Genomic DNA, 19,061 nt, shown 5'->3' with positions numbered 1-19,061 from the left:
ATTAAACAGGTAACTGACTATTTTTTATGACGAATTTTTCACCTTGCTTTGTCATTCCTTGTTATAACCACGGCTCAACCATGGCCAGTGTGGTGGCATCTCTGACACCATTTGGCTACCCTATTTTTATCGTTGATGATGGTAGCGACCACGACACTAAGGCCGCTCTGAGTCACATTACTCAACAGGAAAGAGATAAGCCGTTAGAGCTGATTACCCTATTGACGCATGATGAGAATCAGGGCAAAGGTGGGGCCATGATGACGGGATTGCGTGAAGCCTATCGCCAAGGTTTCACCCACGCATTGCAAATTGATGCCGACGGCCAGCATGATGTTCAAGCCATCCCTGTACTGGTCGAGGCGTCAAAAGCCCAGCCACATAAATTAATTTCTGGTCGTCCGATTTACGATGACTCTGTGCCTAAATCAAGATTTTATGGCCGTTATGCCACACACGTCTGGGTGTGGATTGAAACGCTATCGCTGGAAATCAAAGACAGCATGTGCGGATTTCGTGCTTACCCATTAGCGGCAACCATCGATACGCTCAATCGGTTTTCCATCGGTAAGCGCATGGATTTTGACACTGAAATTATGGTCAAAATGTATTGGCAAGGCGTGGAATTTGAGTTTATCGACACTCGAGTATTCTACCCTGAAAATGGCATTTCTCATTTTGATGCATGGCACGACAACATTCGCATCAGCAAAATGCACACCAAACTGTTTTTTGGCATGTTGCCGCGAATACCAACATTGATCGCTCGGCATTTTTCAAAACAAAATAGCACTGACGATAACACCACGACCCATTGGGCAAAAAGCAAAGAAAAAGGCACGGTTTTTGGCATCAAACTCTTAATGGCGGTGTATTCATTGCTAGGCCGCTCTGTGTTTAACGCCCTGCTGAAGCTCGTAATTAGTTACTATCATAAAACTGGCAAACAAGCTCGCGAGGCTTCCGAAGTCTACCTCACGCAATTGCAGAATTACGCCCAGCAGCAACAGTTCGAGTTACCCACGAGCCTATCGAGCTACCAACACTTATTATCTTTTGGTCATACCCTGCTTGATAAACTGGCCGGCTGGCGTGGCGATATCACTCGCGATGATCTGACAATTCACGGCTCTCAGCATTTTGATGATGTCATTGACAATAAAAAAGGTATTGTCATCCTCGGCTCACACTTAGGTAACTTAGAGTTGTGCCGCGCAATGGGACGTTTACGTAAAGGCGTCACCTTAAATGCATTAGTGTTCACTGAACACGCTGAGCGCTTTAACAGTGTGATGGAAGCCATCAATCCAGATTCGTCTATTAATTTAATTCAGGTCACCACATTAGGCCCAGATACCGCCATTTTACTGCAACAAAAAATTGAACAAGGTGAATGGGTGATCATTGTTGGCGATCGCACTTCTGTTACTAAAGAGCAACGAGTGGTGTGGGCTGATTTTCTTGGTAAACCCGCGCCTTTTCCGCAAGGTCCATTTATGCTGGCTAGCGTTCTCGCCGCACCGGTGTACCTCTTATTCGGTTTACGTGATGAATCCAAACAGCAGAAAAATGCTCGTTATCATGTCTATTTCGAACCTTTTAGTGACAGAATCACTCTACCTCGCAAACAAAGACAAGAAGCGCTGCAAAACGTGGTGCAGCAATACGCTTCAAGGCTAGAATACTTCACCTTACAAGCGCCATTGCAGTGGTATAACTTTTTCAACTTTTGGCAGTTAAGCCGTCATAGCCAAGCCAGTGATGTTAATAATTTAAGTGAATCGAATGACAAACAACCTTAAAACTCCAGTAACGTTTGGGGCTGAACGCCTAACCATAGAAGATGTGTTAACTATCGCTCAAGGTGGTCAGGCACAAATGAATACCTCACCTGAGTTTGTCGGTAAAATTGACCGCGGCGTTGCTTTTTTAGAAAAGTTGCTTAAACAAGAAGGGGTGATTTATGGCGTCACCACCGGCTATGGCGACTCCTGCACCGTCGCCATTCCTATGGATCTAGTTGATGAATTGCCGCTGCATCTTACCCGCTTTCATGGTTGTGGTTTAGGGGAACATCTTGATGAACAGCAATCGCGAGCGGTACTTGCCACACGTTTATGTTCATTATCACAAGGGGTTTCCGGCGTCACTCATGATTTACTCAATCAAATTCTGACCTTAATTAATCAAGGCATTACCCCTTTGATCCCACAAGAAGGTTCGGTGGGTGCCAGTGGTGATCTCACGCCATTATCTTATTTGGCCGCCGTTTTGGTCGGGGAGCGTGAAGTCTTATTTAACGGCGAAGTCCGCCCTACCGCTGAAGTCTTTAATGAATTAAACATCCAACCGATCAAGCTCAAGCCCAAAGAAGGCTTAGCTTTAATGAATGGCACATCGGTCATGACAGCATTGGCTTGCCTTGCTTTCAAACGTGCGGAGTATTTGGCTCAGTTAGCCACTCGTATTACCGCCATGGTGTCGCTTGGCATGCAAGGCAATGACTTCCATTTTGATGAGGCGCTCTTTGCGGTTAAACCTCACCAAGGACAGCAACAAATCGCCGCTTGGTTACGCAGTGATTTACAAGCAGAACGCCCGCCGCGCAACAGTGATCGTCTGCAAGATCGTTATTCTCTACGTTGTGCGCCGCATGTTATTGGAGTACTGCAAGATAGCTTGCCTTGGCTACGTCAAATGATCGAAAACGAGCTCAACAGTGCCAACGATAACCCGATTATTGACGGCGATAACGAGCGCGTTTTACATGGAGGCCATTTCTACGGTGGTCACATTGCCATGGCGATGGATACGTTAAAAACCGCGGTCGCGAATATTGCCGATTTATTAGATCGCCAAATGGCGCAGTTGATGGATTACAAATTCAATAATGGCTTACCGTTTAACTTAACTGGGGCGACTGGCGAACGAAAACCCATCAACCATGGCTTTAAAGCGGTACAAATTGGCATTTCAGCGTGGACAGCAGAAGCACTTAAAAACACCATGCCGGCGAGCGTTTTTTCTCGCTCAACTGAATGTCACAATCAAGATAAAGTCAGTATGGGCACCATTGCCTCGCGTGATTGCTTACGCGTTTTGCAATTAACCGAACAAGTCGCCTCCGCTTCGCTATTGGCTGCCACCCAAGCCATCGAGCTGCGCAAACGCAACAATGAACTGGATGAGCAGCATTTCAGCACAAGCATCAAAGCCATGATGCAACAGGTTCAACATCACTTTGAATTTGTGGTGGAAGACCGTCCACTCGAACAAGATTTAAGACTATTTGTTGGCAAAATACAGCAGCAAGAGTGGGCATTATTTTCGTAAAAACGGAATCTCGTTGCTCGTGATTCGACACCTCCGAGAAACGAGCAGCGTAGCGGTCGAGCAACGAAAGCGAGTAAATTATTTATGACAAAAACAATCACTCTTTCTAGCCAAGTCACCATGACCCCTTCTTTCCAAGATGCGGATCCAATGGGTGTGGTGTATCACGGTAATTACTTTCGTTTCTTTGAAGAAGCGCGCCGTGTGTTATTGGATAAAATTGGCTACAACTACCGAGAAATGCAGGCTTCCGGTTACATGTGGCCGATCATTGATACTCGAGTGAAATACATCAAACCAATCCCATTTGATCTGACTGTGCGAGTGGAAGCTAAGCTCGTTGAATGGGAAAACCGTTTGAAAGTGGATTACGTGATTTATGATGCTAAAACCGACCAACGTCTGACCAAGGGCTATACCATGCAAGTGGCCGTCAGCATCGAAACCGAAGAAATGTGTTTTGTTTCTCCAAAAGCCTTGACCGAACGGTTAGATAATTGGAGCGATATGAACCAAAAGAGAGAAGCCCATGCGTAACAATAAGCGAAAGTTTTTACTGGGATTAAGTGGCTTTTATATTGTCATCAGCTTGCTGTTTAGCCAACTTACGATTGCCGCTCAAAATAGCTCTACTCAAAGTAGCTCTACCCAAAGTCAATCCAGCCAAAGCAACGCCAGCCAAAATAAGGCGGTCCAAAGCATTGAACAGCTACAGCAACAACTGGCTAGCCACGCGGTTGTTCGCGGGGACTTTTCTCAAACTCGTCACATGCAAATGTTCGATGCGCCGCTGACATCGCAAGGTCAATTCTTACTCTCGCGTGAGCATGGTCTACATTGGCAACAAACCACACCGTTTGCCACGACCTTAATTTTGACGCAAGACTCACTCAGCCAACAAGTGGGTAGCGAGCCGGCGCAAGTGTTAAAGGTCAGCGATAACCCAATGGTGTTTTACTTTAGCCATGTATTTCTATCTCTATTCAAAGGCGATACTAGCCAGTTAACTGAACAATTCACGTTCGAGTTTCAGCCTCAAGTGAACCAAGCCTGGCAGTTAAGGCTGCTCCCTAAGCAAGCCCCATTAGATAAAGTGTTTAAGCAGATTGTGATCGAAGGGAAGCAAGATATTGATGGTATTGAACTGCAAGAGATCCGCGGCGATCGCACCGACATCACTTTCAGCAATCAAACACATCAACCTGAAACATTAACCGCTGCCGAGCAAGCGGCGTTCAACCTTTAGGAAATCGGATGTCATCGCAGCCCACCCTCAATCCTCATTCTCAGCGTCGCCAATCTTGGTGTGCGCGTGGTTGGCTCGCGATCATGTTGGTATTAGTGGCTTTGCTTATCACACAGGTCAGTAAATCATTGCCTATCGAAACCAACATCATGGCGCTACTTCCAAAAAATCAACAAGATCCAATTGCTCAAGCAGCTTTTGATAAAGTGGCGTCAAGCATGAGTGATAAAGTTATTTTTCTGGTAGGGAGCCCCTCTTTCTCCACCTCAAAAAAGGCGGCAGAGAAACTGGAGCAGGATCTGAAAGGTTTACCTTTATTCAAACAAGTGGACGGCAAGGTCGATGACAATGCGCAACAAGCGTGGGGAAAGTTCTTCTTTGATGCGCGTTTTCAATTACTCACCCACGAGCAACAACAACGACTGCATCAAAACCCTGCAGCGCAAACTCAATACGTCATTCAGTCTTTGTATCATCCATTTTCTGGGGTCAGCGCCACCGAACTCAGCCAAGACCCTTTTTTATTATTTCGTGACTACTTAAAACAACTTACGGCCAACAGTGGTCAATTTAAGTTAAGCCACGGCTATTTAACTCGAGAGTACCAAGGCAAACATTACATCTTGCTCACCGCTGATCTCAATGGCTCCGCCTATAGCTTGAACTTACAACAGCAATTACCACAGCTAGAGAACATAGAACAAGGCATCCGTACTCAATGGCAAGATGACGAGATTTCACTCTTGCATACAGGGGTGATTTTCTACGCCGCCCACGGCAGTGAAAGCGCCAAAAGTGAAATCAGCACCATTGGTGCAGGCTCTTTGGTGGGCATCATCTTATTGGTGCTTTTCATCTATCGCAGCATGATGCCTCTCAATTTAGCCCTATTGTCGATTGCTTGTGGTTTTGTGGCGGCTTTTGTTGTCACGGTTGCCCTCTTTGGCAAAGTCCATTTATTTAGCTTAGTGTTTGGGGCCAGTTTGATCGGGGTCTCGATAGATTATGCCTTTCACTATTTAACTGAACGCTTAGCAGCAGGCTCAAAGTGGCATGCGCAGCAGGGGCTAAAGCATATTCTCATAGCGATTAGCCTAGGCTTAATCACCAGCTTAATTGGTTACTTAGGTATGATGGTTGCGCCTTTTCCTGGCTTACAGCAATTGGCTTTGTTTTCCTCAGTTGGCTTGATTGCCGCTTATGCCACAGTGGTGTGTTGGTATCCTATTTTAGCGGCAACGCCCAGCGCACCTCGCCCACTTCCTGCTCATGCCTTTTTCGCTCGCTGGTTACAATTATGGCAACATAAACACGTTCGTATTGCTCTACCGGGATTACTACTCATTGCCGCGGTATTGGGTTTGTTTCATGTGCAATACAATGATGACATTCGCCAATTGCAAGCATTGCCAGCCTCATTGCAGCAACAAGAGCAGCAAATTAAGGCGATTACTGGAATCAATAATTCGCAGCAAATGCTGTTAGTCAGCGCCGAGTCTCGCGCAGCCTTATTACAGCGATTACAACAAGTGTCTCAATTACTGGATCAACAAATTCAGCAAGGCCAACTGAGCAGTTATCAAAGCCTCAGCCAGTTTATTCCTAGCCCAGAGCAGCAACAGCAAAACTTCAGTCTCATTCAAACCTTGTATCAGTCTCAAGTGCCAGTGTTACAGCAAACACTGCAACTCAAGCAAACGCCTCAACTGTCGGCTGAGTTTAAAGCCATCGATATCGAAGACTTTCTTGCCTCAGCGGTATCCAAACCACTACGCTTTTTATGGCTCGGTCAATTAGAAGGCCAATACTCCGCTATGATCAGTTTAAATGGCGTAAAAGATAGCAGTGCAATAAAACAGGTGGCGAACCAAAATCCAGACGTTCGTTATCTCAATAAAACAGAAGAAGTCTCGGAATTATTTGGCTTATATCGCCAACACGTTACTGAACTATTAGCCTTAGCCAGCGCTTTCATTTTATTGGTGGTGTCACTGCGTTATGGCTTAGCACAAGGTATTCGAATTGTTTTGCCGCCATTGATCGCAGGCTGTGTCGGATTGGCCATTACCACATTAACCGGCGCGTCATTAAACTTATTTAACCTACTCGCTCTGATCTTAATTTTGGGAATTGGTATTGATTACACCCTATTCTTTGCAGAGCAATCTCGCGCAGGCACACACTCTGGTAAAAAAGTGACCGCCACCTTGTTGGCCATTACCTTATCAGCGCTCACCACTTTGCTCTCGTTTGGTTTACTCGCGCTAAGCCAAACTCAAGCGATTCAAAGCTTCGGTATCACGGTTTTGTTTGGCATATTAGTGTCTTGGCTACTGGCACCCTTGGCGATGAGTTATCAGAACACGTCTTACCCAAAAGCGGCTTCCAACCAAGACACTGGATCTTCTAATACCTCACCATCAGCCGCTCACGAGGAAAAATCATCATGTTAGGTTCTAAGATGTCTAAAAAGGTCGTTACTTGCTTGATGCTCTGCTTTTCACTCTTGCTAACGGGGTGTGCGCAAACGACTGATCAGCAAAACAATGTTCAACAAGAGAATGCTCAACAAAAAAATGCTGAACAACAGAATAAAGTCCAACTGGATGACAATGCCTGGGTAAGCCTACCTCAACCGGCTGATTTAGGTTACACATTAACCGCAAGCCAATTACTTAGCGTGAGCTATCAAGACCAAGCGCATCAACAACAAAGCCAACAATTGCCGATCCAATTACAAGTTAGCCAAGATAAGGTAGTGCTCGCCGGTTTTTCCTCTTGGGGAACCCGTCTACTCAGCCTGAGTTATCACGATCAACAATTCGACACCTATGTGATGACCGGGCTCTCTGACCAACTGCCGAAACCAGAGCAAGTGCTGTTTAATATGATGATCACGCTCTGGCCAATCGAGGTTTGGCAGACTCGACTCGCTCCTCTCGGTTGGCAGCTCACAGAAACCCAAACGTCCACAGGAAAAACTCGAGTATTACTGAACTCAGACCAAAAAACGGTCGCAGAGATCCACTATGCTAATATTGAGCCGCTGAAAGGTGACATCACCTTTATTAATCACGTTTTAAACTTCACCATCGTGATAAAAACCTTACAATATCAAGCGGCTTTATTGGACCACCATTCGTAATAAGGAAAACCATGCCTACTGTGCCAAATCAGCCTGTTTACATTCATGCTTGCGGATCGCATTCCGCTCTTGGCTGGAACGCCGACATGATCCACCAGCATTTGCAGGCTGGCAGCACACCGAATATGCAACTTAGCCGGGATTGGCTGAACGATGGCAGTGAAACCGTTGTTGGCGTAGCGGCAGGACCATTACCTGAAATCAGTGAACAATTCGCCCATCAAAATACCCATAACAATCGCTTAACCTTGTCCGCATTATTACAAATGGATGAGCCAATACAGAAAGCCATTAAGGAATATGGGGCCGATCGTATCGCTGTTATCGTGGGCACCAGTACCTCAGGTATCTCAGATGGTGAACAAGCCATTAGTCAGTGGCAACAAAGCCAACAATTGCCACAACACTTTGATTATCATCAACAAGAAATGGCCAACACTAGTCGTTTTATCGCCGAATATTATGGCATCACGGGGCCCAACTACACCATTTCAACCGCTTGCTCGTCTAGCGGTCGAGTCTTTATTTCGGCGCAGCGTCTACTTAAAGCAGGATTAGTGGATGCGGTCATCGCCGGTGGTGCTGATACTTTATGTAAATTAACCTTAAACGGCTTTTATGGCTTAGAAGCGCTTTCACATCAACATTGCAATCCGTTCAGTGATAATCGTGATGGCATCAATATCGGTGAAGCAGCGGCTTTCATGTTGCTGTCATTAGAAAAGCCAGCCGAACAACAACCGTGCGTGGCTCTAATGGGTGCAGGAGACAGTTCAGATGCGCACCATATCTCAGCGCCGCATCCTGAAGGAGCCGGAGCCGAGCAAGCCATGCGCAAAGCACTCAAACAAGCAGGACTGAAACCACAAAATATCGGATACATTAATGCTCATGGCACAGCAACTAAGCTCAATGACGCGATGGAAGCCAAAGCGATTGAACGCGTATTTGGCAACCAAACGCCGGTGAGCTCAACCAAACCCTTAACTGGGCATACGCTTGGAGCTGCCAGTGCCATTGAAGCGGCCATTTGCTGGCATGTATTACACTATCAGTTGCCTTTACCCGCACAAATCAATGACGGTAAAAGTGATGAATTTAGTATTCAGCTCGCACACACACAGCAGACACTTGAACGCCCAGCCATACTGAGCAATTCATTTGCGTTTGGTGGTAATAACGTCAGCCTGATTTTTGGATACCCAAATGACTGAACCTCTTACTTCTCATGCTTTATCAATCAATGAATTAGTCCCCCATCAAGATCCGATGTTACTGATTGATACCTTAATCGAAGTGGATGAAAGCCACATTCACACTCAAGTCACGATTTGTGAACAAGGGCTATTTTTTAATAGAGAGACTCAAGCCGTACCAGGTTATGTCGGCATTGAATTTATGGCGCAATCTGTTGCCGCTTGGTCGGGCTATCAATGTAAATTAAAAGGCAAGCCGCCTGAGATCGGTTTTTTGCTCGGCACCCGGCGCTACAAAAGTACAAATGTGCAATTTGAGCTGGGGCAAACTTATGATATTTATGCTGAACATTTGATGGATAATAATGGCATGGCGGCATTCGCGTGTCAGATCCAACACCAAGGACAAGAAATTGCCAGCGCGCAACTGAATGCTTTTGTGCCATCGCCACAACAATTGAACCAGATGTTAAGCCAGTAAAATCTTGGCGACAAGAATAACGCTTAACCTAAGAATAAAAGGAAACTCGATGACCCGACACGTTCTCGTCACCGGAGCCAGTAAAGGCATTGGCCAAGCCATTGCGATTCAATTAGCCCAAGATGGCTTTTCTATTGTCGTGCATTACATGAGTGATCATGCTGGAGCACAAGCAACACTCGAACAGATACAACAAGCCGGCGGCAAAGCGCGTGTACTTCAATTTGATATCAGCAATCGCGAACAATGCAAACAAGCGATCGAAGCGGATATTGAACAACATGGCGCTTATTACGGTGTGGTCAGCAATGCTGGTATTACTCGAGACACCGCGTTTCCTGCCATGATGAGTGAAGAATGGGACAGCGTGATCCACACCAATTTAGACAGTTTTTATAACGTACTTCACCCGTGTGTTATGCCTATGGTGCAACTGCGAAAAGGCGGTCGTATCGTCACGATGGCTTCCGTGTCTGGTCTAATGGGCAACCGAGGCCAAACCAATTACAGCGCTGCCAAAGCGGGTGTGATTGGCGCCACCAAAGCCTTAGCCTTAGAGCTGGCGAAACGCAAGATCACAGTGAACTGTGTTGCTCCCGGGTTGATAGATACCGGCATGGTGGATGAGCACGTTCAAGAGCACGCGCTGCCGCAAGTACCACTGCGCCGTATGGGGAAACCTGAGGAAGTGGCGAGCTTGGTGAGTTATTTGATGTCCGATAACGCCGCTTATGTCACTCGCCAAGTGATTTCAGTCAATGGAGGTTTAGTATGAGTCGTCGTGTCGTCGTCACCGGCATGTCGGGTGTTACTGCGTTTGGTAACAACTGGCAACAAATAGAGCCTAAATTACGTGCTTGCGAAAATGCAGTGCAGTTCATGGAAAGTTACGTGCAATACGATGGTTTAAACACCAAACTTGCTGCGCCGGTTTTAGACTTTGAATTGCCAAAACATTACACCCGTAAAAAGATCCGCGGCATGGGTCGTGTGTCACAAATGGCCACACTCGCCTCAGAAAACGCCCTACTGCAAAGTGGACTCCTCACAGCAGACGGTGAAAAACACGATGTGCTCACTAACGGCCAAACCGGTGTCGCTTACGGGTCTTCAACTGGCAGTACCCCTGCTATCGGGGCTTTTGGCGTCATGCTCAATGAAAAATCCACTCGCGCCATCACCGCCACCACTTATGTCCAAATGATGCCACACACTTCGGCAGTGAATGTTGGCTTATTCTTCGGGCTGCGTGGCCGCGTGATCCCCACCAGCAGTGCCTGTACTTCAGGCAGCCAAGCGATTGGGTATGCCTATGAAGCCATCAAGCATGGTTACCAAACCGTGATGGTAGCCGGTGGCGGCGAAGAGCTTTGCCCAACCGAATCGGCCGTGTTTGATACTTTATTTGCAACCAGTTTGAAAAATGACGCGCCCAAAACCACTCCTCGTCCTTATGATAAAGACCGCGATGGTTTGGTGATTGGAGAAGGTGCCAGCACATTAGTGCTTGAAGAATATGAACATGCGATCGCGCGTGGTGCAAAAATCTATGCGGAAATTGTTGGCTTTGCCAGTAACTGCGATGCCGCTCATGTTACCCAGCCACAAATGGAAAACATGCAACGCTGCATGGAGTTAGCGCTTGAAGATGCCAACTTATCTCCTAGCGTGATTGACTACATCTCAGCTCATGGCACCGCAACCGACCGTGGCGATATTGCCGAAAGCCAAGCCTCATACAATGTATTTGGCAGCCAAACCCCGATCAGCTCACTAAAAAGCTATTTTGGTCACACATTGGGAGCCTGTGGCGCCATGGAAGCCTGGCTAAGTTTGGAAATGATGCACACTGGCTGGTTTAGCCCGACGTTAAACCTTGAAAATGTCGATCCTGAATGCGGTAATCTTGACTATATTCGTGACAATGGCAGAAAGCTCGATTGTAAATACATCATGAGCAATAACTTTGCTTTCGGCGGCATCAATACCTCGATCATTTTTAAGAAAATAGAGATCTAAAAAGATCTAAACGTTCTTAATCATACAAAGATGGGCACGGTTAAGAGCGGTAAAGAACGACTAGGGATACAGAATATGTACAAAATCGGAGAGCTTGCCAAACTGTGTGGCATCAACAATGACACGCTACGGTTTTATGAAAAATCGGGCTTGCTAGCCCCTTCCTCACGTTCTGAATCTGGCTATCGATTATATAACGAGCAAGACAAACAAGCCTTGCTCTTTATTCTTCGCGCCAAAAAGGTAGGGTTTAATCTCTCAGATATCAAAGAGTTACTAGAAATAGAAGTGGATAAAGCCAGTAATTCTTGCTCCGATGTAAAGCAAGTGGTCGATGCCAAGCTGGCCGATGTTGAGCAAAAATTGGCTGAACTACAGCAGTTTCAACGTTCATTACAAACCTTATCTTCGGCTTGTTGTGGCGGCAAAGGCAGTGCCGAGCAATGCACGATTTTAGAAGCACTTGAAAGTGACATTGAACATGTAAAGCCGGAAAAACACCGCCGTTAACGGATTAATCCTCTCCATTTTACCAATAGAAAATTTTTGAAAATTTCAGACTTTCTTCAGCTAATCTTAAGCCTCCCACTATAAAATCTCGTTATTAACTTGATTCACTAGCGGCAACACTACTTGTTATACCAATCACACTAATTAAATGGTTAGAAATTGCGCAGGAAAAAGGCTGAGAACAAGGCGTAAATTTTCGATAAGTAGTTATTCTACAATCAACTTCTTTATAAACGAAAAGTACAACGAAGTTATCGAGCCATTTAACAAGCAAGGATGAGCAGATAATTAGTACGATTGGTATTAGCCGCTTTGGCAGTGAACAACCCTACCTAACAACCTGATTTCATGATTTTTCTGAACTTTAATCGTCGTAGAGTATCTCATTCGGGTTGAATCATTGATAAACACGAGAATGCCATATGCCAAGTATTTCAGTCGTCATCCCTGCTAAAAATGAACAAGGAAATATAGGGAAATTAATCAAGGAAATACATTCAAGTCTGCAAGACTACCCACACGTTGAAATCGTGATCACCGATGACGGTAGCACCGATCAAACGGTACAAGAAGCGATTTATACCGCAAACGAATGTGGCTGTGATTTACAAGTGATTAGCCATGGAAAAAGTTACGGACAAAGCACCGCGGTCTTAACGGCGGTAAAACACGCGAAAGGCGAATGGATTATTACTTCGGATGCCGATGGTCAAAACGATCCATCCGACATGCCGAGTATGTTAGAAGCGGCCGCTCAAGTATCGAATCCTCATTTTTGTATTGCGGGCTTTCGCGCCAAACGCCAAGACACCGCTTGGATCCGTTTTCAATCAAAAGTCGCGAACAAAATTCGTCATGCTCTACTCGGTGATGGCGTGCCAGACTCAGGTTGTGGACTAAAAATCATCCCTAAGGCCACCTATCTACAACTGCCGTACTTTGACCACATGCATCGTTTCCTGCCGGCTTTGATCAAGACGATTGGTGGGGACATTGTGATTCATCAAGTCAAGCATCGCGATCGCGAAGTGGGTACATCAAATTACAATGCATGGAACCGAGCTTGGGTTGGGATTGTCGATATATTTGGGGTCATTTGGTTGCAAAAACGCACCAAACGCCCAGTCGTCAAAACCATTAATTCCACCTATGACAACAAAGATGCATAAACAATGAAATGGTTAAAATTGGCCTGTTTGGTGGCCATTGGCTTATTGCTCGCGAGTCAACTTGATAGCCCGGTCATGACCCATCTGACGGATAAAAACTGGTTATTACACTACATTCAGCACAATGGCCTGAAGGGGAATCTGATCATTTTGCTATCCAGTATTGTTTTCCTTGCCTTAAGTGGCCCTAAACAAGTGATCGCTTTGGTCTTTGGTTATATCTACCATTTTTACTTGGGCACGACACTTGCCATTGTCGCTTGTTTGATTGCTGCTTCACTAAATTATCTTGTCGCTCGCTTTTTATTGGGGAGCGTGTTATTCCGACGCTTTCCTAAAAGAATGTGCCAATTCAATCAATTCGCAAGCCATAAGCCGTTTTATAAAATTTTATTGCTACGACTCTTCCCTATCGGCAACAACGTCGCGACCAATGTTCTTTCTGGTAGTGTGCGTGTACCAGTTTGTGCATTCTTTTCCGCCAGCTTACTGGGCTATTTACCACAAACCTTAATATTTGTACTCATGGGGACAGGCATTAATACCTTAAGTAACACCATGATTTATCTTAGTATCGCACTTGCTGTTATTAGTACGCTATTAACCGGTTGGATCTATCGCGATCACATTAAGCAACGCGTTGAACTGTTGAGTCAGGACAACGATGTCAACTTAGAAAAAGACGCCAATATGGGAAGCGCTCTATGACCTCTCTACCAACAAAATGCAAACTGGCATGGCAAAATGAAGATTACTACCAAACTCTGTTTTTTTTGCTGATCATTGCTGCCGTCATTATCTTTGCCGGTGTGGGCTTACGCGATCCGTGGCCAGCCGATGAACCTCGTTTTGTCGAGGTCGCCCGAGAAATGGTACAAACAGGAAATTGGTTCTTCCCTATGCGAGGTGGGGAGCTTTACCCAGACAAACCACCGGTGTTTATGTGGTCGATGGCAGCCTTTTATTGGCTTACGGGGAGTTTAAAAGCCACCTTCATGCTACCCAATGCGATTGTGAGCTTAATCGCTTTAGTCTGTTGTTACGATATTTCGGCCAAGCTATGGAATGTCAAAACGGCACGCAATGTCGGCCTTATGCTACTGATCGCGCCGCAATTTATTATTCAAGCGAAAGCGGCACAAATTGATGCCATGGTAGCGGCTTGGATCACCATAGCCATGTACGGTCTACTGCGACACTTCTTTGTCAAAGCCAGTTGGACTTGGTACTGCGTAGCTTGGGCGTTCATGGGGCTAGGTATTATTACTAAAGGTGTTGGATTTCTTCCTGCCTTACTGCTGATCCCTATTCTGTATTTGCACTTTACTGGTAAACACAAATTTGAATCACAAGTGTCTTGGAAATTGTTACTTGGTCCTATTGCCATGTTAGCCGTCGTGGCCTGCTGGTTAGTTCCGATGCTCACGATTGCTGAGTCCAGTCATAACCCTGACTTTATTGCCTATAAAAACAATATTTTATACAAGCAAACTGGAGAACGTTACGCCAACTCTTGGGGCCATATTAAGCCATGGTACTACTTTGTGGTGAGCGTGATCCCAGCAATGTGGTTTCCACTTTATTTCACCTTTTTTCATAAGAAATTCTGGCAGCAGTTACGCCAATCTCCGGTTCTGTTCAGCCTACTCTGTTGGATTGTATTAACCGTCGTGTTCTTTAGCTTTAGTCCTGGTAAGCGTGGCGTCTATATCTTGCCTGCGCTACCAATGTTAGCCTTAATTGCTGGTCACTTTTTAGCTAATCATTCCTGGCACAAGGGCTTTAACTTGTTCCTAAAAGGATTAACAGCCTTGATTGGTTTGGTATTATTGGTCGCAGCTGGCATGACCTGGTTTGATATGCCTGTCATTACCAAGCATTTAGAAGGCAACCCTCATCCTTACGTGGCTTTCTTTGTGGTGGCAGCGTTAATTTGGGTTGTTTGTTTATATCGAGGCTTTAAACGCTCCGCGTTATGTACTTTTGCGGTCGCTCTATCATTGACTTGGATTTGGTACAGTGTGGCAGGTTATCAATTGCTTAATCCAATTCGCACACCCGCTAAAGACATGATGCTGAAAGTGCAGCAAAAAATAGGCCCACAAGGCGAGCTTGGATTAACCCGCTTTAAAGAACAGTTCTTGTTGTTTTCCCCCATATCACTCACGCATTTTAGTTACTTGGATGATAAGCAAGAGCAAGATCGCAATGCTTGGTTATGGTTAAAAGAAAAACCGAACCGCTACATCATGACGGAAAAAAGTGAGGATATGGTGTGCTTTGATGCTAGCAAGGCGCAATCGTTAGGTGAAGCCCATCGTCGTGAATGGATCTTACTTGATGCTTCTGCCATGTTAGATACCTGCCAAGCGCCAGAAAAAATTAGACGCTATCAATTATCTATTCATCAGCCCTATTCATAATTGTTACTCAAGTGAGTTTATCTCGAGCCCAATTTACCCGCAAAAGATAAACTCGCGCTAATCCTCACAACATAAAAAAACGCTTCTTTGTTCTCACAAGGAAGCGTTTTCAAAAATGTTGCATCAACAAGGATAAATGTCCCGAGTTAGAAACCTTTATCTTTCTTAATTAAATCGTAAGCCGATTGAATTTCTTGCGCTTTTTGCTTCGCCACTTCCATCATTTCAGGCGGTAAGCCTTTCGCTACTAGCTTATCTGGGTGGTGTTCATTCATTAATTTGCGGTGAGCACGCTTGATGGTTTTGGCATCGGCGCTTTTATCCACCCCCAGCAACTCATACGCATCATCCAATTGAGAGCGAGTTGGCCCTTGCTGCCATTGACCACCTGATTGCTGTTGACCTTGATGCTGATAGCCACCAAAACCGCCACCTTGCTGGAAACGAAATGCCGCTTCTTGCATACGTAAACGTTGCTGTAAATATTGAGCAGTAAAGCCCAACTCCGCTGCCACCACTTGCAACACATTCACTTCACTTGGATGCAGTGAACCGTCCGCAAATGCCGCAGATATTTGTAACTCTAAGAAAAACTGTAACAAATCACGTCGACGTCCAGCGGAAAAGCGAACTCGGCGTAGCGTTTCTTCCAGTGGAAAATCCGACTCTTTACCTTGACGGAAAGCATCTTGAGCGATGCGCTTTTGATCACCGGTTAAATTCATGCGATCCATCATAACGGTCGCTAATTGAATTTCTTCTTTGGTCACCTGACCTTTCGCTTTTGCCACATGCCCCATCACGGCATAAGCGGCTTGAAAAAACTCCGTTTGGCGCTCGGCTTGAGAAGGGCCTGAACCAAAGGCGGATTGGAACCCTTGTTGGCTACGTCTTGCTTTATCAAATTGATGACCGATAAAACAACCTATGATTGCTCCGGGAATATTCCCTATCATCGAGCCAAACAAAATCCCCAGTAATTTACCTAACATATATTGATTCCAAATCCCAAACTATGAATTTTTATTGTTAACTATTGTCTGTATAGTGTCGATTCTCGCCAGATTCTTATATGATATAGAAATCTGTGTATATTTCGTCTTATTTCTGTAAATAACCTTGGTTAATGCACAAGGGTATTGAATACACATTTTAAAAATAACAATCACACTAAAAGTTTCACAGGACCATTTTATTTCATGCTACCAATTTCTCGCACTTTTCTCGCCACGCTTATAAGTGCTGCCTTCTTACCTACTGCTTTCGCCGCTGACAGCAGTAGCGACAGTGTGCCGGAAATCGTCCCAGTAGATCAATGTATTGCGCCTGAAAAAGACGCGCCTGATCCTGCTCAACAAACCGTGAATGTCGAAGCCGATAGCATTCATACCGAAGGTCAAAACCAAGCCGTATATCAAGGCGATGTTGTGATCACGCAAGGGCACAAAAAAATCACCGCCGATCAAGTCACCATTAATCAAGGGGATAATTCTATTGTCGCTGATGGTAATGTGACGATGAACGATGGACAAATCAAGTCCAACTCCAATAAAGTCAAATCGGATTTAAAAGGTGAACGCGTTGAATTGCACGATACGCAATACAAATTGTTGTGCCAACCAGCTCGCGGTGAAGCCACTTATATCTTAAAAGATGGCCAAAGCATCTACACCATGGAAGATGGCTCTTTGACCACTTGCCCAGAAGGCAACAAATCATGGCGCGTAAAAGCCACTGATATTGACATCGACAACGATGAAGAAGAAGCCACGTTCTATAACACTCGTTTTGAAATTTTAGATGTACCGGTATTTTACTGGCCCTACATCACAGTGCCAATTGGTGATAAACGTAAAACAGGTTTCCTTTATCCATCAGGTGGTTATGACACTAAAAATGGTTTGGAAATTAATGTTCCAATCTACTTTAACTTAGCACCACAATACGACCTCACAACCACACTAAACTACATGCAAGAGCGTGGCGTGCAGTTTGATAATGAATTCCGTTATCTCACCGATGGTTTTGGACGTGGTGAAGTGAATGTGGAATATCTACATCACGATGATTTGTACAGTGAAAAAGGCTCTCGTTGGGGGGTGAACTTTAATCATGATGGTATCTACCAACGCAACTGGAAATTCTCTGTAGATTACTCGCGTGTCAGTGATAACGACTATTTTGAGGATCTCGATTCCAACATTGGTAACCGTGAAGATGGTCAGTTGTTACAAGAAGGAGAAGTGGCCTACCGAACGAATCTCACAAGTACCACTTTAAAAGTCCGTGATTTCCAAGTTCTAGGTACATCCCAGCCCTACCGCTTAATGCCTCAGCTGCAATTTGAATATAATCGGGCAAACGTACTTCCGCACATCGATGTCCAATGGAACAGCCATATCAGTCGTTTTGAAACTGATGATAAAGATCTTCCTGATGCCACTCGTGTTCATTTAGAACCTGGGGTTTTGGTGCCATTTTATGCGCCGTGGGGACAACTCACTACCGAAGCAAAATTGATGTACACCTACTACGATCAAGATCTGAAAAGTGGTCAGGCAGCAAATTCGGATTTAGAAGAAAATGCCAGCCGTACGGTTCCAGAGTATCGTATTAGTGGTTCACTATTTCTCGACAATAGCCAAAAATGGCTAGGTGGCTACACTCAAACCTTAGAGCCACGTTTGCAGTATTTGTACATTCCTGAAGTGAATCAAAGCGATATCTATGACGCCTATGACACTACGCTATTGCAAAATGACTACTACGGCCTATTCCGTGATACACAATACAGTAGTGTCGACTACATCGCGGCAACGAACCAACTGAGCTATGGTGCAACTTCTCGTTTTTATGATGAAAACTACAAAGAGCGCTTTAACTTATCACTTGGACAAATCTATTACATTAACCCAAATGGCAGCGATGCAAACTTATCAGCTTGGGCCCTTGAGAATGAATGGAATATCAGTGATGAATGGCTATTTAAAGGTGGTGTGCAATATGACAGTAACGTCTCAACGTTACAGGTTGCAAACAGCACCATTGAGTATAAATTGCCTGGTGGTGGCTATACCCAATTAAATTATCGCTATGTTGATAAAGGTTACATTCTCGATAATGCATCCGGGCTAAGTGAAAGCCGACTGAATACTTACACCCGTGATGGTATTTCTCAAGCAGGTTTCCTAACAGGCTTCAAAGTTGCTCAGCGTTGGGATGTTCGAGGAAGTTATTTTTACGATTTAACCGAAGATCAAATGCTTGAAGGGTTAGTCGGTGTCACTTATAACGATGACTGTTGGTTCTTAGGTTTAACCTTTACTCGTCATATCGTCAATTCGGGTAATGTCGCCGATATTTACCCAGAGCCTGGCGCAGACTATGAGTCCAAAGTCAGCCTCAACATAGGCATTAAAGGTCTAGGCCAAAGTGCAGGCGTTGATTACAGCGACGGCAGTAACGCTCTAAGTTATGGACGCCCATTCGCCTTAGCCGATTAATTGTGATTAATGAAGCCATCAGCAGGCCATGATAAT

At 45.1% G+C, this 19,061-nt stretch carries 16 protein-coding genes; 15 read left to right on the top strand and 1 reads right to left on the bottom strand.

Annotation, left to right across the window (positions count from 1 at the left end):
- The first annotated feature begins 26 nt into the window (after positions 1-26).
- From Vgang_RS02130 to Vgang_RS02065, 14 genes are all read left to right on the top strand, one after another.
- The gene (locus Vgang_RS02130; protein WP_105902243.1) at positions 27-1,802 is read left to right on the top strand and encodes a glycosyltransferase family 2 protein; all 1,776 of its coding nucleotides are present in this window, start codon (positions 27-29) and stop codon (positions 1,800-1,802) included.
- Positions 1,786-3,333, top strand: coding sequence for an HAL/PAL/TAL family ammonia-lyase (locus Vgang_RS02125; protein ID WP_105902244.1), 1,548 nt, complete (start codon positions 1,786-1,788; stop codon positions 3,331-3,333). Before Vgang_RS02130 ends, Vgang_RS02125 begins: the two co-directional genes overlap by 17 nt.
- Positions 3,334-3,417: 84 nt before the next feature.
- Complete coding sequence (locus Vgang_RS02120; RefSeq protein ID WP_105902245.1) at positions 3,418-3,870, top strand: acyl-CoA thioesterase; 453 nt, start codon at positions 3,418-3,420, stop codon at positions 3,868-3,870.
- Positions 3,863-4,579: an outer membrane lipoprotein carrier protein LolA gene (locus Vgang_RS02115; protein WP_105902246.1), complete on the top strand. Its 717-nt coding sequence runs from the start codon at positions 3,863-3,865 to the stop codon at positions 4,577-4,579. Before Vgang_RS02120 ends, Vgang_RS02115 begins: the two co-directional genes overlap by 8 nt.
- A gap of 8 nt (positions 4,580-4,587) precedes the next feature.
- Positions 4,588-7,032, top strand: a complete 2,445-nt coding sequence (locus Vgang_RS02110; protein WP_105902247.1) for an MMPL family transporter — start codon at positions 4,588-4,590, stop codon at positions 7,030-7,032.
- Positions 7,026-7,724, top strand: a complete 699-nt coding sequence (locus Vgang_RS02105) for a DUF3261 domain-containing protein (protein ID WP_245879921.1) — start codon at positions 7,026-7,028, stop codon at positions 7,722-7,724. Before Vgang_RS02110 ends, Vgang_RS02105 begins: the two co-directional genes overlap by 7 nt.
- Before the next feature lie 11 nt (positions 7,725-7,735).
- Positions 7,736-8,938: a beta-ketoacyl-[acyl-carrier-protein] synthase family protein gene (locus Vgang_RS02100; protein WP_105902248.1), complete on the top strand. Its 1,203-nt coding sequence runs from the start codon at positions 7,736-7,738 to the stop codon at positions 8,936-8,938.
- Positions 8,931-9,401, top strand: coding sequence for a hotdog family protein (locus Vgang_RS02095; protein WP_105902249.1), 471 nt, complete (start codon positions 8,931-8,933; stop codon positions 9,399-9,401). The genes Vgang_RS02100 and Vgang_RS02095 overlap by 8 nt, the downstream gene beginning before the upstream one ends.
- Positions 9,402-9,450: 49 nt before the next feature.
- Positions 9,451-10,176 (top strand): 3-ketoacyl-ACP reductase FabG2, encoded by a 726-nt coding sequence (locus Vgang_RS02090; RefSeq protein WP_105902250.1) that lies wholly within the window; start codon positions 9,451-9,453, stop codon positions 10,174-10,176.
- Positions 10,173-11,420, top strand: a complete 1,248-nt coding sequence (locus tag Vgang_RS02085; RefSeq protein WP_105902251.1) for a beta-ketoacyl-ACP synthase — start codon at positions 10,173-10,175, stop codon at positions 11,418-11,420. The genes Vgang_RS02090 and Vgang_RS02085 overlap by 4 nt, the downstream gene beginning before the upstream one ends.
- 75 nt (positions 11,421-11,495) lie before the next feature.
- On the top strand, positions 11,496-11,930 hold the full coding sequence (zntR, locus tag Vgang_RS02080; RefSeq protein WP_105902252.1) for a Zn(2+)-responsive transcriptional regulator: 435 nt from the start codon (positions 11,496-11,498) through the stop codon (positions 11,928-11,930).
- A gap of 422 nt (positions 11,931-12,352) precedes the next feature.
- Positions 12,353-13,099 (top strand): glycosyltransferase family 2 protein, encoded by a 747-nt coding sequence (locus Vgang_RS02075; protein ID WP_105902253.1) that lies wholly within the window; start codon positions 12,353-12,355, stop codon positions 13,097-13,099.
- A gap of 3 nt (positions 13,100-13,102) precedes the next feature.
- On the top strand, positions 13,103-13,807 hold the full coding sequence (locus Vgang_RS02070) for a TVP38/TMEM64 family protein (protein WP_105902254.1): 705 nt from the start codon (positions 13,103-13,105) through the stop codon (positions 13,805-13,807).
- Positions 13,804-15,522: an ArnT family glycosyltransferase gene (locus tag Vgang_RS02065; protein WP_105902255.1), complete on the top strand. Its 1,719-nt coding sequence runs from the start codon at positions 13,804-13,806 to the stop codon at positions 15,520-15,522. Before Vgang_RS02070 ends, Vgang_RS02065 begins: the two co-directional genes overlap by 4 nt.
- 146 nt (positions 15,523-15,668) lie before the next feature.
- Here the strand turns inward: Vgang_RS02065 and djlA are convergent, their stop codons facing one another.
- A complete protein-coding gene (djlA, locus tag Vgang_RS02060) occupies positions 15,669-16,514 on the bottom strand; it encodes a co-chaperone DjlA (protein WP_105902256.1) in 846 nt (281 codons plus the stop codon).
- Between the two features lie 207 nt (positions 16,515-16,721).
- Between djlA and lptD the strand changes: the two genes are divergently transcribed.
- Complete coding sequence (gene lptD, locus Vgang_RS02055) at positions 16,722-19,025, top strand: LPS assembly protein LptD (protein ID WP_105902257.1); 2,304 nt, start codon at positions 16,722-16,724, stop codon at positions 19,023-19,025.
- Positions 19,026-19,061: the final 36 nt, after the last annotated feature.

Source organism: Vibrio gangliei (assembly GCF_026001925.1).
GTDB classification, from domain to species: domain Bacteria; phylum Pseudomonadota; class Gammaproteobacteria; order Enterobacterales; family Vibrionaceae; genus Vibrio; species Vibrio gangliei.
This window is presented reverse-complemented; position numbering and strand designations above follow the sequence as displayed.